At 60.5% G+C, this 14,512-nt stretch carries 14 protein-coding genes and 1 other annotated feature (1 of these 15 cut by a window edge); of the genes, 13 read left to right on the top strand and 1 reads right to left on the bottom strand.

From position 1 onward, the window contains the following. Window positions 1-10: 10 nt before the first annotated feature. From nusA to J3351_RS04245, 13 genes are all read left to right on the top strand, one after another. Window positions 11-1,126, top strand: a complete 1,116-nt coding sequence (gene nusA / locus J3351_RS04305) for a transcription termination factor NusA (protein ID WP_207697205.1) — start codon at window positions 11-13, stop codon at window positions 1,124-1,126. Between the two features lie 36 nt (window positions 1,127-1,162). Next, on the top strand, window positions 1,163-1,459 hold the full coding sequence (gene rnpM / locus J3351_RS04300; RefSeq protein WP_005933128.1) for an RNase P modulator RnpM: 297 nt from the start codon (window positions 1,163-1,165) through the stop codon (window positions 1,457-1,459). After that, window positions 1,446-1,823, top strand: coding sequence for a hypothetical protein (locus J3351_RS04295; RefSeq protein ID WP_005933129.1), 378 nt, complete (start codon window positions 1,446-1,448; stop codon window positions 1,821-1,823). Before rnpM ends, J3351_RS04295 begins: the two co-directional genes overlap by 14 nt. Then, on the top strand, window positions 1,820-4,297 hold the full coding sequence (gene infB / locus J3351_RS04290) for a translation initiation factor IF-2 (RefSeq protein WP_097770980.1): 2,478 nt from the start codon (window positions 1,820-1,822) through the stop codon (window positions 4,295-4,297). The genes J3351_RS04295 and infB overlap by 4 nt, the downstream gene beginning before the upstream one ends. A gap of 137 nt (window positions 4,298-4,434) precedes the next feature. Beyond that, window positions 4,435-4,824 (top strand): 30S ribosome-binding factor RbfA, encoded by a 390-nt coding sequence (gene rbfA, locus J3351_RS04285; RefSeq protein WP_097772525.1) that lies wholly within the window; start codon window positions 4,435-4,437, stop codon window positions 4,822-4,824. Window positions 4,825-4,841: 17 nt separating this feature from the next. Continuing rightward, on the top strand, window positions 4,842-5,831 hold the full coding sequence (locus tag J3351_RS04280; RefSeq protein ID WP_097772524.1) for a bifunctional oligoribonuclease/PAP phosphatase NrnA: 990 nt from the start codon (window positions 4,842-4,844) through the stop codon (window positions 5,829-5,831). Then, a complete protein-coding gene (gene truB / locus J3351_RS04275) occupies window positions 5,831-6,715 on the top strand; it encodes a tRNA pseudouridine(55) synthase TruB (protein ID WP_097772523.1) in 885 nt (294 codons plus the stop codon). Before J3351_RS04280 ends, truB begins: the two co-directional genes overlap by 1 nt. 6 nt (window positions 6,716-6,721) lie before the next feature. After that, window positions 6,722-7,642 carry a riboflavin biosynthesis protein RibF gene (gene ribF, locus J3351_RS04270; protein WP_207697204.1) on the top strand — a complete coding sequence of 307 codons (921 nt, stop codon included), beginning with the start codon at window positions 6,722-6,724 and terminating at the stop codon, window positions 7,640-7,642. Window positions 7,643-7,789: 147 nt separating this feature from the next. After that, on the top strand, window positions 7,790-8,044 hold the full coding sequence (gene rpsO, locus J3351_RS04265) for a 30S ribosomal protein S15 (RefSeq protein WP_005933138.1): 255 nt from the start codon (window positions 7,790-7,792) through the stop codon (window positions 8,042-8,044). Between the two features lie 208 nt (window positions 8,045-8,252). Continuing rightward, entirely contained in the window at window positions 8,253-10,397 is a 2,145-nt protein-coding gene (locus tag J3351_RS04260; protein ID WP_207697203.1) for a polyribonucleotide nucleotidyltransferase, read from the top strand. A gap of 153 nt (window positions 10,398-10,550) precedes the next feature. After that, window positions 10,551-10,931, top strand: coding sequence for a GntR family transcriptional regulator (locus tag J3351_RS04255; RefSeq protein WP_207697202.1), 381 nt, complete (start codon window positions 10,551-10,553; stop codon window positions 10,929-10,931). Then, complete coding sequence (locus J3351_RS04250; RefSeq protein WP_207697201.1) at window positions 10,924-11,652, top strand: ABC transporter ATP-binding protein; 729 nt, start codon at window positions 10,924-10,926, stop codon at window positions 11,650-11,652. The genes J3351_RS04255 and J3351_RS04250 overlap by 8 nt, the downstream gene beginning before the upstream one ends. Further along, the gene (locus J3351_RS04245; protein ID WP_207697200.1) at window positions 11,646-12,515 is read left to right on the top strand and encodes a hypothetical protein; all 870 of its coding nucleotides are present in this window, start codon (window positions 11,646-11,648) and stop codon (window positions 12,513-12,515) included. Before J3351_RS04250 ends, J3351_RS04245 begins: the two co-directional genes overlap by 7 nt. Before the next feature lie 57 nt (window positions 12,516-12,572). Here J3351_RS04245 and asnB read toward each other — a convergent pair whose 3' ends face one another. Then, on the bottom strand, window positions 12,573-14,147 hold the full coding sequence (gene asnB, locus J3351_RS04240; RefSeq protein ID WP_207697199.1) for an asparagine synthase B: 1,575 nt from the start codon (window positions 14,145-14,147) through the stop codon (window positions 12,573-12,575). 144 nt (window positions 14,148-14,291) lie between these two features. Further along, window positions 14,292-14,512: a binding site (T-box leader), on the bottom strand; it runs 42 nt beyond the window's last position.

The following is a 14,512-nucleotide window of genomic DNA, read 5'->3' as shown; positions in this document are numbered from 1 at the left end:
AACCCGAAAAATGGCTGCAGCGAACAATGATTTTTTTGAAGCTCTCTCCATGTTGGAGCATGAGCGCGGCATCACCGCAGAGTACCTGATCGAGAAGATCAAGGCTGCCATCGTGATCGCTGTCAAGAAGAACTATGAGGTCGAGGACGACAACGTTCTGGTGGAGATCGATCCCGACAACGGCAAGTTCAACGTCGCTCTGGTGCAGAACGTTGTCGCCGATGAGGACTGGTACGATGAGCACGCCGAGATCGGCATCACCGAGGCCCAGAAGATCCGCAAGAGCTATGAGGTCGGCGACCGCGTTGTGACCCCCCTCAAGACCAAGGACTTCGGCCGCATTGCCGCCCAGACCGCAAAGCATGTCATCCGTCAGGGCATCCGGGAAGCCGAGCGCAGCCAGCAGCTGAGCGAGATCCAGTCCCGCGCCCATGATATCATCCAGGCCACCGTTACCCGTGTGGACAACGAGAAGGGCATCGTGGCCCTGGACCTGGGCAAGGGCGGCGAGGCCATCCTGCCCCGCAACGAGCAGGTGCCCGGCGAGACCTACACCGAGGGCCAGACCCTGCAGGTCTACGTTGTGGACGTGGTCAGCGGCGAGCGCGGTGCCCGCGTGATGATCAGCCGCACCCACCCGGGCCTGGTCAAGCGCCTGTTCGAGCTGGAAGTGCCCGAGATCTATGACGGCACCGTTGAGGTCAAGGCCATCAGCCGCGAGGCCGGTGCCCGCACCAAGATGGCTGTCTGGAGCAAGGATGCCAACGTCAACCCCGTTTCTGCCTGCATCGGCCCCCACGGCGACCGTGTGGCCGCTGTGGTCGAGAAGCTGGGCGGTGAGAAGATCGATATCGTCAAGTGGAGTGAGGATGTCTCCGAGTTCATCTCCGCAGCCCTGAGCCCCGCCAAGGTGCTCAAGGTCGAGCTGCTGCCCGGCGAGACCCGCTCCTGCCGCGTCACCGTGCCCGACCAGCAGCTGAGTCTGGCCATTGGCAACAAGGGCCAGAACGCCCGCCTGTGCGCCCGCCTGACCGGCTACAACATCGACATCCGCCCCGAGAGCGGCTACTATGGCGAGGACGAGGAGCCCAAGGCTGCCGAGCCCAAGACCGAGGACGCTGAGTAAGAGCGGCTGTGACCGCACCTGAAGGAGGGAAACCGGATGGCACAAAAAAAGATCCCTGCCCGCCAGTGCATCGGTTGCATGACCAGCCGCCCCAAAAAGGAACTGGTGCGGGTGGTGCGCGCCCCCAGCGGCGAGATCAGCATCGACCCCGTGGGCAAGAAGCCGGGCCGCGGCGCTTACCTCTGCCCGGACCCGGCCTGTCTGGCAAAGGCCAAAAAGAAAAAGGCGCTGGAGCGCTGCTTTGAGCAGCCGGTTCCCGCCGAGGTTTACGATGCGCTGGCCGCACAGCTGGCCGACGTGGAAAAGGAGGCCCAGCCGAATGGCGAAGCATAACAATACCCCCGAAAAGCCCAAAATGGCCCCGGAAGAAGCGCTGTTTCAGGCGCTGAGCCTCTGCCGCAAGGCAGGCGCGCTGACCATGGGCTTTGATGCCGTGGAAGATGCCTGCGTCAAGAGCAAGGCATGGCTGGTAATGGTCGCGTCCGATGCCAGCGCCAAGACCGTGCAGCGCCTGAACTACGCTGTGGGCGACCTGGTGGACGTGATCTCCATGCCGCTGACCCAGGACCGCCTGGCCGATATCAGCCGCAAGCCTGTGGCTGTTTACGCGGTGACTGACCGCAACCTCGCAAAGCTCTGCTTTGACCGTCTTTCGGACTGCGGGGCAATCAAAAATGAGGAGGATATGAGCGAATGACCGTAAAATATAAAGTGAGCGATTTTGCAAAGGACCTGAATGTTTCTGCAAAGAAGGTCCTGGATGAGCTGGCTGCCATGGGCAGCACCGGCAAGAAGAACAGCTCTACCCTGGAAGAGAACGAGCTGAACTACCTGCTGGAGAAATTCAGCAAGGACAACAGCGTTGCCAGCCTGGACGAGTATCTGAACAGCGCAAAGCAGCCTGCCCAGCCTGAAAAGAAGGCGGAGAAAAAGGCCGAGAAGCCTGCGGAGAAAAAGGCCGAGCCCAAGGCTGCTGAGAAGAAGCCCGAGGCAAAGCCCGCTGCCCCTGCCGCAAAGGCAGAGCAGCCCAAGGCAAACAATAACAACAATAAGCACGGCGAGAAGAAGAATGAGCAGCACAAGAAGCGCGAGGAGAAGACTGTCTCCCTGAGCGAGCTGGCCCGCGAGACCGGTGCCAAGGCCTCTGCTGCCCCGGCTCAGTCCGTCTCTGTCCGCCGCGAGGACAGCCAGGTGACGGTCGATACCCGCACCGTGGATGTGAACGTGGACCGCTTCGATGCCCGCTACGACGATCTGGCTTCCACCAAGAACACCGAGAACCGCCGCAAGCCCACCCCGCAGGGCAACAAGCAGAAGTTCACCCAGCGCGGCCAGCGCCAGCGTCAGCAGTTCCAGAAGGGCAAGCGCGAGACCGAGTTCGAGCGCCTGCAGCGCATCCAGCTGGAAAAGGCCCGCAATGCACAGCTGAAGGTGATGATCCCCGATGAAATCACCGTCGGCGAGCTGGCTGCCCGCCTGAAGCAGCAGGCCGGCAAGGTCATTGCCAAGTTTATGCAGATGGGCGAGATGCACGCCATCAACGATGTGATCGATTTCGATACCGCATCTCTGCTGGCTGAGGAGTTCCACGCAAAGGTCGAGCACGAGGTGCATGTGACCATCGAGGAGCGCCTGTTCACCCAGGAGGAGGATTCCGCCGAGGATCTGGTGGAGCGCCCTCCCGTTGTCTGTGTCATGGGCCACGTTGACCACGGCAAGACCAGTATCCTGGATGCCATCCGCAAGACCAATGTCACCGCAGGCGAGGCTGGTGGCATCACCCAGGCCATTGGTGCATATCAGGTCAAGATCAACGACAGCCTGATCACCTTCCTGGATACGCCGGGCCACGAGGCATTCACCTCCATGCGTGCCCGCGGTGCCAACATGACCGATATCGCTGTTCTGGTCGTTGCCGCCGATGACGGCATCATGCCCCAGACCGTGGAGTCCATCAACCACGCCAAGGCTGCCAATGTCAAGATCATCGTGGCCATGAACAAGATGGATAAGCCCACTGCAAACCCCGAGCGCGTGATGGAAGGCCTGACCAAGTACGGCATCATCACCGAGGACTGGGGCGGCGATGTGGCCTGCATCCCCGTTTCCGCACTGACCGGCATGGGCATCAACGACCTGCTGGAGCGGATCGCGCTGGAGGCCGAGGTCATGGAGCTCAAGGCCAACCCCAACCGCCGCGCCAAGGGTGCTGTTGTTGAGGCTCGTCTGGACAAGGGCCAGGGCCCCATCGCCACCATTCTGGTGCAGAACGGCACCCTGCATGCCGGTGATGTCATCATTGCCGGTACCGCTGTGGGCCGTGTGCGTACCATGCGCAGCGACAAGGGCATGCTGCTGAACGATGCAGGCCCCTCCACCCCCGTGGAGATCACCGGCCTGACCGCTGTGCCCGAGGCAGGCGACCTGTTCGAGGCCGTTGCCGACGAGCGTCTGGCCCGTGAGCTGGCAGAGCAGCGCATTGCCGCTGCCAAGGAGAAGCAGTTCTCCTCCTTCCAGAAGGTCACTCTGGATAACCTGTTCAGCCAGATGGCACAGAACGATATGAAGGAGCTGGCCATTGTCGTCAAGGCTGATGTGCAGGGCTCCGCCGAGGCCGTCAAGCAGAGCCTGGAGAAGATCTCCAATGATGAGGTGCGCGTCCGCGTCATCCACGCCGGTGTCGGTGCCATCAGCAAGTCCGACGTTGACCTGGCCGATGCCTCCAACGCCATCATCATCGGCTTCAATGTCCGCCCCGACAACGTGGCCAAGGAAGAAGCCGCTGCCACCAAGGTCGAGATGCGGATGTACCGCGTCATCTACGATGCCATCAACGATGTCACCGACGCTATGAAGGGTATGCTGGCTCCCAAGTTCCGCGAGGTGGCTCTGGGCGAGCTGCAGGTCCGTCAGGTCTACAAGATCAGCAACGTGGGCACCGTTGCAGGCTGCCGCGTGACCAGCGGCAAGATCACCCGCGACAGCAAGGTGCGCGTTGTCCGTGACGGCATCGTCATCACGGAGGACGAGATCGCATCTCTGAAGCGCTTCAAGGATGATGCCAAGGAAGTGGCCGAGGGCTACGAGTGCGGCGTTACGCTGGCAAAGTTTGCCGATGTCAAGGAAGGCGACGTTTACGAGGCCTTCAAGATGGAAGAATATCGGGACTAATTGAAAAAACCTCTCAGGCTCGCATCCGCTCGCCAGCTCCCCTGGCAGGGGAGCTGGGCAGGGCGTGTGCTTGCCTCTCCTATCAGGAGAGGTGGCATTGCGAAGCAATGACGGAGAGGTTATTATAGGAGAAATTTATGTCTCAGAAAAATATGGGTCGTCTTGCCCAGGATATGAAGCGCGAGGTCATTGCCATCATCGGACGGCTGAAGGACCCCCGCCTGGAGGGCGGTCTGCTGACCGTCACCCGTCTGGATGTGACACCTGACCTGGATGTTGCAAAGGTCTATGTGAGCGTGATGGGTCGCGAGGACGGCCCCAAGCCCGCCATCGAGGCACTGAACCGTGCCGCAGGCCATGTGCGCACCGAGGTCAGCAAGAAGATGCACATCCGGAAGGCTCCGCGCTTCATCTTTGTGGAGGACGACGGTGCCGCCTACGCAGCCCACATCAATGAGCTGCTCCGCACGCTGAACGTGAACGGTGACGCTGAGGAAACCAGCCAGCCGGAAGAGACCGAGGAATAATCAGCCTTGCGGAAAGGATGGAACATGGGATGACAGAACAGCTGAATGTACAGCAGATGGCAGAAAAGCTGCTTGCTGCAGATAACATCTTGATTCTGTGCCACAAAAACCCGGATGGTGATACGGTCGGCTGCGGCAGCGCGCTCTACTATGCGCTGCTTGCACTGGAAAAACACGCAGCCGTGCTCTGCGCCGACCCCATCCCCGGCCGGTACGCATTTACCAACCCCCGCCTGTTCAAGGGCGAATTTGAGCCGCAGATCGTGGTGGCTGTGGATGTTGCCAGCGTCCAGCTGTTTGGCGAGGGCAACGGCGTTCCCCAGTACACGCGCCATGTGGACCTGTGCATCGACCACCATGCAGGCAACAGCGGCTACGCCGAGTTCACGCTGCTGGACGGCAGCGCCGCCGCTGCGGCAGAGCTGCTGTATGAGGTGATCTGTGCCATGCATGTGGAGATCACCCCCCACATTGCCGATTGCCTGTATACCGGCCTGTCCACGGATACCGGCTGCTTCAAGTTCTCTTCCACCAAGGCCAGCACCCACATCACTGCTGCCAAGCTGATGGAGGCCGGTGCCCATGTGGAGGAGCTGAACACCCTGCTGTTTGACACCAAGTCCCGGGAGCGGATGGAAGCCGAGCGGATCGCCCGCAACCATCTGGAATATCATCTGGATGGCCGCTGCGCCCTCATCTACCTGACCCGGGATGAGATCGAGCAGAGCAGGGTAGACCCTGCGGATCTGGAAGAGCTGACCAGCCTGCCCATCAGCATTGAGGGCGTGAAGGTCGGCCTGACCCTGCGCCAGCAGCCCGGCGGCAGCTATCGCATCAGCGTGCGCACCGCCAAGGGCGTGGATGCCTGTGCCATTGCCCGCCGTCTGGGCGGCGGCGGCCACACCCGTGCGGCGGGCTGTGAGCTGCTGGGCAACCTTGACAACGCCAAGAGCGCGATCCTCTCTGAGGTGGAAGCTGTTCTTGATGCACCGCAGGAGGAAGCATGATGCAGGGGATCCTCATTGTTGATAAGCCCACCGATTGGACCAGCTTTGATGTCATTGCCAAGCTGCGGGGCATTCTGGGCACCCGGAAACTGGGCCACAGCGGTACGCTGGACCCCATGGCGACCGGTGTTCTGCCGGTGTTCTGCGGCGGGGCCAGCAAGGCAGTTGATCTGCAGCTGGACCACACCAAGGCCTACCGCGCTGTCCTCAGGCTGGGCCAGCGCACCGATACCGGGGATGTGACCGGCACTGTGCTGGAGAACGCCCCGGTAACGGCAGGGGAGCAGGAGCTGCTGGCCGTTCTGCCGCAGTTCCTCGGCCCCCGGATGCAGACCCCGCCCATGTACTCGGCGGTCAAGATCAACGGTCAGCCGCTCTATAAGCTGGCCCGGGAGGGCAAAACTGTGGAGCGCAAGGCCCGGCCGATCGAGATCCTGGACATCCGGTACGAGGGCAGCCCTGCGGAAAACGAGTATGCCCTGACCGTAAAGTGCTCCAAGGGCACCTATATCCGGGTGCTGCTGGAGGAGATTGCCGAAGCCATGGGCCAGAAGGGCACCATGAGTGCCCTGCGCCGCGTGGCCGCCGGGGTGTATTCAGAAGCCGATGCCCACACGCTGGAAGAGATCCAGGCGGCAAAGGACGCGGGGCCGGAGGCCCTGCAGGCTCTGATGCTGCCGGTGGAAAGCGTGTTCGCCAGCCTGCCGCTGCTGGTGGCGGACGAGCGGGTGGAGCAGCACCTCTACAACGGGTGCCCCACCAGCCGCTATCCCGCTGCCGACGGCCGCTACCGCGTGCGGAACGCCGGAGGGCAGTTTCTGGGTCTTGCCAATGTGGTGAACGGTGTGCTCAAGGTGGAAAAGCTGTTCGTGGAAAGGAACTGACGACCAATGCAAATCGTTTCATCTCTGTCGCCGCTGGCGCTGGAACATGAGGGCGGCACTGCTGTTGCCATGGGCTACTTCGACGGTATCCACATCGGCCACCGTGCCGTCATTGAGGGAGCAGTGGAGTGGGCAAAGGCCCACGGCGCTGCCCCGGCGGTGTTCACCTTCAAGCTGCCCGCTGACAGCAAAATGAAGGGCCGCCGTCTGCTCTCCACCGAGGATAAGCATGCCCTTATCGCAAGCCTGGGTGTGGAGTATTACCTCTGCCCCGAGTTTGAGGAGATCCGCGCCATGACCCCGGAGCAGTTCGTGTACGGCATCGTGCAGGACTGCCACGCCAGGGCGTTGTTCTGCGGCGAAAACTTTACCTTTGGTGCCAAGGCCGCCGGGACCCCCGAGCTGCTGAAGGAGCTCTGCGCCCCGCTGGGGGTGGAGGTCGTGGTGGTGCCTATGGCACAGTTTGAGGAAAAGCCGGTGTCCTCCACCCGCATCCGCACGGCACTGGAGGGCGGCGATGTGCCTGCCGCCAACGCCATGCTGGGGATGCCCTATGCCATCCGCTTCGCGGTGCAGCACGGGGCGGGTCTGGGCCACACGCTGGGCGTGCCCACCATCAACCAGATCTACCCGGCGGGCTTCCAGATGCCCCGCTATGGCATCTACATCACCCGCACCCGGATCGGTGATACCTGGTATCCCTCGGCCACCGGCCTGGGGACCCGGCCCACTGTCAATTCGGACGAGACCAAGGTGACCTGTGAGACCTTTATCCCGGATTTTTCCGGCGACCTCTACGGCACCGACCCGGTGGTGGAGTTCTACGCCTACCTGAGCCCCAGCAAAAAGTTTGATACCCTGGACGAGCTGAAGGCCTGCATCGACCATGCGGCCCGGCGTGCCAAGGCATATTTTGCGAAATCATAGTAAAATATTTCTTGCTTTTTGCACGGATTTCTGTTATACTAGCCATGTTACCGCGGCACGGGGCTGGGAGTATGCCCATTTGGGAGTACCGTTTTCCCGCATTCTGTGCCGACGGCAAATAAAATTTTATAAAGAGGTACTGTTACTATGAACAAGCAGGAAGTTATGGCCAAAGTCGCTCTGACCGAGAAGGACACTGGCTCCCCCGAGGTTCAGGTCGCTCTGCTGACCGCTCACATCAACGAGCTGAACGAGCACCTGAAGAAGAACCCTAACGATCACCACAGCCGCCGTGGTCTGATGAAGATGGTTGGCCGCCGCCGCAATCTGCTGGCCTACCTCCAGAAGAAGGACATCGAGCGTTACCGTGCTCTGATCGCAACCCTGGGTCTGCGTAAGTAATAGAAAACAGAGGGCAGGTACCGCAATGTGGTGCCTGCCCTTTGCTCTTTTTTGAGGAACAACAGGCCGCTGCTGCGCGTTGCAGCAGTAAATCGAGCGCCTGTGCTGTAAAAGGCACGGGCGTTGGCTTTATTGCTATGATGCGCTGGCCGCTGCCTTTTGGAAGATAAGAAGATAAACCGCAAAAGGACAAAGGAGGCAAAACCAAATGGCAATTGAATTTGGTTCCCGCAAAGAGACCTTTGAAAACTTCAAGGTCTACGAGACCACGCTGGCTGGCCGTCCGTTCAAGGTCGAGATGGGCAAGATGTGCGGCCTGTCCAACGCAAGCGCCCTGATCCGCTACGGCGAGACCTGCGTGCTGTGCAACGTTGTGATGAGCCCCAAGCCCCGCGAAGGTGTGGATTTCTTCCCCCTGAACGTGGAGTATGAGGAAAAGCTTTACGCCGCAGGCCGCATCCCCGGCAGCTTTATGCGCCGTGAAGGCCGCCCCGGTGAGCGCGCCATCCTGACCAGCCGCGTGGTGGACCGCCCCATGCGCCCGCTGTTCCCCAAGGAGATGCGCAACGATGTCTGCATCACCATGACCGTAATGAGCCTGGACCCCGATTGCAGCCCTGAGATCGCCGGCATGATCGGTGCGTCTCTGGTCACCGCTGTGTCCGAGATCCCCTGGAACGGCCCCATCGGCGGTGTTCAGGTGGGCCTGGTGGACGGCGAGATCGTCCTGAACCCCACCCAGGAGCAGCGCAAGGTGAGTGACCTGGCCCTGACCGTTGCCGCCACCATGGACAAGATCGTGATGATCGAGGCCGGTGCCAACGAGGTGGACGAGGACACCATGCTCCATGCCATCAAGGCCGCCCACGTTGAGATCAAGAAGATCATCACCTTCATCAACGGCATCGTTGCAGAGCGCGGCAAGCCGAAGATCGATTTCCAGGTGGTGGGTCTGGATATGGACGTGTTCCACGCCATCCAGAACAAGTACCTGGACGACTTCAAGGCCGCCATGGATACCGACGACAAGAATGTGCGGGATGCTGCTCTGCTGCCCATCATGGACAAGATCGCTGAGGAGTACCCCGATCTGTCTGACGCAGACCTCGACCTTGTCAGCTACAAGATGCAGAAGTACGTTGTCCGCCGCTGGCTGCTGGATGAGGGCAAGCGCGTGGATGGCCGCGGCATCAACGAGATCCGCCCGCTGGCTGCCGAAGTGGGCATCCTGCCCCGGGTCCACGGCTCCGGTATGTTCACCCGCGGCCAGACCCAGGTGCTGACCACCTGCACCCTGGGCGGCACCAAGGACAACCAGCTGATGGACGATCTGACCGACGAGCAGACCAAGCGTTACATCCATCACTATAACTTCCCGCCGTATTCTGTCGGCGAGGCCCGCGCACCCCGCAGCCCCGGCCGCCGCGAGATCGGCCACGGCGCACTGGCAGAGCGCGCTCTGGTTCCCGTGCTGCCCTCTCTGGAGGAGTTCCCCTACACCATCCGCTGTGTCTCTGAGGTCCTGAGCTCCAACGGCTCCACCTCTCAGGCTTCCATCTGCGGTTCCACGCTGGCCCTGATGGATGCCGGTGTGCCCATCAAGGCACCTGTTGCCGGCATCTCCTGCGGCCTGATCACCGAGGGCGACCGCTGGATGACCATGCTGGACATTCAGGGCGTGGAGGATTTCCACGGCGATATGGACTTCAAGGTGGGCGGCACCCGCAAGGGCATCACTGCCATCCAGATGGACATCAAGATCGACGGCCTGACTTACGATATCATTGCCGAGGCCTTTGAGAAGTGCCGCAAGGGCCGCCTGTACATCCTGGACGAGATCATCAAGCCCGTGATCGCACAGCCCCGTGAGGAGCTGAGCCGCTGGGCTCCCAAGATGTTCAGCATGATGATCCCTACCGATAAGATCAAGGACGTGATCGGCAAGGGCGGCAAGGTCATCCAGGACATCTGCGCCACCTGCAACTGCAAGATCGATGTGCAGGAGGACGGCCATGTGTTCGTCTCCGCCGTGGATCAGGAGGATGCAAAGCGCGCCATCTTCACCATCAAGACCATTGTGGAGGACCCCGAGATCGGTGCCATCTACAAGGGCAAGGTCACCCGCCTGATGAACTTTGGTGCCTTTGTAGAGATTGCACCGGGCAAGGAAGGTCTGGTGCACATCTCCAAGCTGGACACCAAGCGTGTGGAGCGCGTGGAGGATGTGGTCGCCGTGGGTGATGCCATCGTGGTCAAGGTCACGGACATCGACCAGCAGGGCCGCATCAACCTGAGCCGCCGCGATGCCATTCTGGCGCTGGAAGCCAAGCGCGCCGCGCAGGAGCAGCAGTAATCCATAAATCAGAGGGACCCCACAGCCGGTTGGCTGCGGGGTCCCTTTTTGCTGTCCGAAAAAACTTTTGGGTTTCCTCTTGACAGAAATGCAAAAATGTGTATTATTGTATTAGCTGCTTAATACAGCAACACATAAGGAGGGCAAAGCAGAATGAGTGAACAGTTTGATGCCAGCCGCCCGATCTATGCCCAGCTGGTGGAACGGCTCAAAGCCAGAATTCTGGCGGGCACCTACCCGCCGGGGGGCCATCTGGATTCGGTGCGGGATCTGGCCGCAGCTGCCGGGGTCAACCCCAACACGATGCAGAGGGCTCTGGCCCAGCTGGAAAGTGAGGGCCTTGTGCGCACCGAGCGCACCAGCGGACGCTACGTCACGGAGGATACGAATTTGATCGAACAACTGCGGGCTGCCGCCGCCCATGACATCGCGGCAGATTTTCTGGAGAAGATGCGCAGCATCGGCTACACGCCGGAAAAGGCGGCAGCCCTGTTGGAGCACTGGGATACAGAGGAGGTAGAAGCCCATGAGTAAGGTGCTGACCTGTGAAAAATTAACAAAAGTATACGGAAAGGAAAAGACCGCGCTGGACGGTATCGATCTGGAGCTGGATTTTGGCCGCATCGTAGGGCTGCTGGGCCCCAACGGCAGCGGCAAGACCACCCTGCTCAAGCTGGCCAATGGTCTGCTGCAGCCCACGGAAGGCCGCATCCGGATCGCGGGCATGGCCCCCGGCCCGGAGACCAAGGAGCTGGTCTCCTACCTGCCAGACGCCGACTGGCTGCCCGACTGGATGCGGGTGGAGGAGCTGGTGGAGATGTTCCGGGATTTTTACGGCACGCCCAGTCAGGCCAAGGCTTACATCGGCTTTGACGCCGACAAGGCCAATGAGATGCTGGCCCGGCTGAACATCGCCCCCAAGGCCCGGCTCAAGACCCTTTCCAAGGGCAACAAGGAGAAGGTTCAGCTGGTGCTGGCCATGAGCCGCAACGCCCGTCTCTACCTGCTGGATGAGCCCATCGGCGGCGTGGACCCTGCGGCCCGGGACTACATCCTGAACACCATCATTTCCAACTACAGCAAGGACGCGACCGTTGTCATTTCTACCCACCTCATCGAGGACATTGAGCCGGTGCTGGACGAGGCCGTGTTCCTGAAGGACGGCAAAATCTTTGCTCACCGCGCTGTGGATGATATCCGCGAGACCGAGGGCAAGAGCGTCGATGCATATTTCCGGGAGGTATTCAAATGCTGAAACAATTGCTGAAATATGAGTTCAAGGCCACGAAACGCCTGTATTTCGGGCTGTATCTGGCGCTGGCGCTGTTGAGCGTGGTGCTGGGCGTGACCTTCCGGCAGGAACACGCGCTGGCTCACAGCACAAGCTTCCAGAATCTCGAAGTGATTCTGATGATCGTGTATGTCTCGGTCATCCTTGCCATCGCGGTGCTCTGCTTCGTGAACACCATCCAGCGCTTTTATCAGAACCTGCTGGGCCGGGAAGGCTACCTGATGCACACGCTGCCGGTCAATGAGAACCAGCTCATCCTCTCCAAGCTCCTCACCAGCATGGTCTGGGTGCTGTGCAGCGGCCTTGTGGGCATCGTCTGCATCACAGGGATGGTCAGCATCGGTGTGCTGGACGCGGAAGTCCTCGGCACGGAGAACTGGGACAGGTGGATGCAGCTGTGGGGGATGCTGTATGGGGAACTGGGCGCGAGGTTCTGGCTGGTGACGTTCTGGACCATCCTCATCAATCTGGCCCGGCTGGCAAGCCTCATCCTCTGCGTTTACGCTGCCTGTATGATCGCCCATCAATTCCCCAAGCATGTGATGGTGGCCGGGATCCTCGCGTTTATCGGCCTGAACATCGTGGAGAACCAGATCGACAAGCTGCTGGGCACGAACCACGTGAACCTGTTCATGGACATTACCTATCGGGTGGCCGATGTGAACGTGACCGGTGTGACCTATGGAATGACCCCGATGCAGACCATGACCACAGCGTTCGGGGCCGGCTCCGGCTACCTGTTCTGCTTTGTTGTGACCTCGGCCTTCGCGGCGGCCTACTTCTTCCTGACCCGGTGGCTGATGAAAAATAAACTGAACCTGGAGTAAACAAAAAGGCGGTGTGCCCGGAGCGGACACACCGTCTTTTGCTGTCTGGAAAAAGGATCACACGCCGGAAGCGCCGTAGTTTGCCAGCACACGGGCAGAAGGGTCGTTGACGTTGCAGCCGGGCCATGCCTTGTTCGGCATCCAGAAGCCCACGATGGTGCGGCTCTGGTCGTGGTAGTATTTCTCGAAGATCTCGCGGTAGAACAGGCTCTCCTTGGTAAAGGGCATACAGTGGGCCGAGTAGTTTGCCCGGCGGAGCTGGAACTCCTCATCGGTGTACAGGCCCTCGGCGTACTCCTTGATGTCGTCCACCATGCTGTGGCCCACGGCATCGGAGAAGGCGGCCTTTTCGCGCCAGAGGATCTCCGGGGGCAGCCAGTCGCCCTCAAAGGCCTTGCGCAGCAGGTACTTGCCCTTGCCGTAGCTGTTCAGTTTCTTTTCGGGGTCAATGGCCATGACGTAGCGCACAAAATCCAGATCGCCAAAGGGCACGCGGGCCTCGATGCTGTTGGCGGAGATGCAGCGGTCGGCCCGGAGGACATCGTACATGTACAGCTCCCGGATGCGCTTCTGGCTCTCCTGCTGGAAGGCATCGGCGGTGGGGGCGTAGTCGGTGTACTTGTAACCGAACAGCTCATCGGAGATCTCGCCGGTCAGCAGCACGCGCACATCGGTCTGCTCGTGGATGGCCTTGCAGAGCAGGTACATGCCCATGCTGGCGCGGATGGTGGTGATATCCCAGGTGCCCAGCAGTCGGATGACCTCCTCCAGGCTCTGGATGACCATGTCCCGGTTGATGATGATCTCATGGTGTTCGCTGCCCAGATAATCGGCGGTCTGGCGGGCATATTTCAGGTCGATGGCATCGGTGTCCATGCCGATGGCAAAGGTGCGGATGGGCTTGCCCAGCTTCTTGGCTGCAATGGAGCAGACCAGCGAGGAATCCAGACCGCCCGAGAGCAGGAAGCCCACAGGGGCATCGGCATCCAGACGTTTTTCCACGCCAGCGATCAGCTTTTCGCGGATGTTCCGCAGGATGGTCTCCATGTCATCCTCCATGGGAGCGGGCACGTCGGCAATGTCCTCATAGCGGACAAAGCGGCCATCGCAGTAGTAGCTGCCGATGGGGAAGGGGCGGATGTCGTCGCACCAGCCGATCAGGTTCTGCATCTCGGAGGCAAAGGCAATCTGGTGGCTGGACTTGGAATAGCCGTAGAACAGCGGACGGATGCCGATGGGGTCGCGGGCTGCGATCAACCGATCCTTGCGGGAATCATACAGAATAAGCGCAAACTCGGAGTCCATGTGGCGGAACATATCCAGACCGTACTCGTAATACAGCGGCAGCAGGATCTCGCAGTCGCAGTCGGAGGCAAACTTGTAGCCCCGGCGCTTCAGGATCTCCTTCTCAAAGCGGAAGCCGTAGAGCTCACCGTTGCAGACCACGCAGTCGGCACCGCGGTAGAAGGGCTGCATCCCCTCCGGGGTCAGGCCCATGATGGCAAGGCGGCCAAAGCCCATCAGACCAAAAGGCCCTTCCACCACACGCTGGTCGTCCGGCCCGCGCATCACGGTGCGCAGCAGATACTCCTTGAATTTGGCGGCACTCAGGTCGTGCCCCGTGTAACCCATAACACAACACATATTTCTTACCCCTCTCTCTCTAAACCTCTCCGTCAATGCTTCGCATTGCCACCTCTCCTGATAGGAGAGGCAGGTTTCCCGGTGACTGAGAGGTTTTTGCAAATAAAAAAATACGGCAGCCTTCATCCCATTTGCTAGGACGAATGCTGCCGTATCCGTGGTGCCACCTAAATTACCGGTGCGCGAACACACCAGTCACTTTTGTGTACTCTCCCCGTTGAAAGCACTGCCGCGATAACGAGCGGCTGCCGTCGGCCCCTACTAACTGCCCGAAGCAGGTTCAGGGGGAAGCTCACGGGGGTTCGTTCGGGGCTCATTCTCTGTGCGGCTTCCATCGGCCCGCACTCGCTGCA

The sequence above is a fragment of the Faecalibacterium sp. Marseille-Q0746 genome (assembly GCF_017377595.1).
Classification (GTDB): Bacteria; Bacillota; Clostridia; order Oscillospirales; family Ruminococcaceae; genus Faecalibacterium; species Faecalibacterium duncaniae.
The sequence above is the reverse complement of the archived record's forward strand: the minus strand, read 5'-3'. Positions and strand labels throughout refer to the sequence as shown.

Coding starts and splice junctions, on each gene's coding strand:
- nusA (WP_207697205.1), top strand. CDS start 11: ATGGCTGCAGCGAACAATGATTTTTTTGAAGCTCTCTCCATGTTGGAG.
- infB (WP_097770980.1), top strand. CDS start 1,820: ATGACCGTAAAATATAAAGTGAGCGATTTTGCAAAGGACCTGAATGTT.
- ribF (WP_207697204.1), top strand. CDS start 6,722: ATGCAAATCGTTTCATCTCTGTCGCCGCTGGCGCTGGAACATGAGGGC.
- J3351_RS04295 (WP_005933129.1), top strand. CDS start 1,446: ATGGCGAAGCATAACAATACCCCCGAAAAGCCCAAAATGGCCCCGGAA.
- rbfA (WP_097772525.1), top strand. CDS start 4,435: ATGTCTCAGAAAAATATGGGTCGTCTTGCCCAGGATATGAAGCGCGAG.
- J3351_RS04255 (WP_207697202.1), top strand. CDS start 10,551: ATGAGTGAACAGTTTGATGCCAGCCGCCCGATCTATGCCCAGCTGGTG.
- asnB (WP_207697199.1), bottom strand. CDS start 14,147: ATGGGTTACACGGGGCACGACCTGAGTGCCGCCAAATTCAAGGAGTAT.
- rpsO (WP_005933138.1), top strand. CDS start 7,790: ATGAACAAGCAGGAAGTTATGGCCAAAGTCGCTCTGACCGAGAAGGAC.
- J3351_RS04245 (WP_207697200.1), top strand. CDS start 11,646: ATGCTGAAACAATTGCTGAAATATGAGTTCAAGGCCACGAAACGCCTG.
- J3351_RS04250 (WP_207697201.1), top strand. CDS start 10,924: ATGAGTAAGGTGCTGACCTGTGAAAAATTAACAAAAGTATACGGAAAG.
- J3351_RS04280 (WP_097772524.1), top strand. CDS start 4,842: ATGGAACATGGGATGACAGAACAGCTGAATGTACAGCAGATGGCAGAA.
- truB (WP_097772523.1), top strand. CDS start 5,831: ATGCAGGGGATCCTCATTGTTGATAAGCCCACCGATTGGACCAGCTTT.
- rnpM (WP_005933128.1), top strand. CDS start 1,163: ATGGCACAAAAAAAGATCCCTGCCCGCCAGTGCATCGGTTGCATGACC.
- J3351_RS04260 (WP_207697203.1), top strand. CDS start 8,253: ATGGCAATTGAATTTGGTTCCCGCAAAGAGACCTTTGAAAACTTCAAG.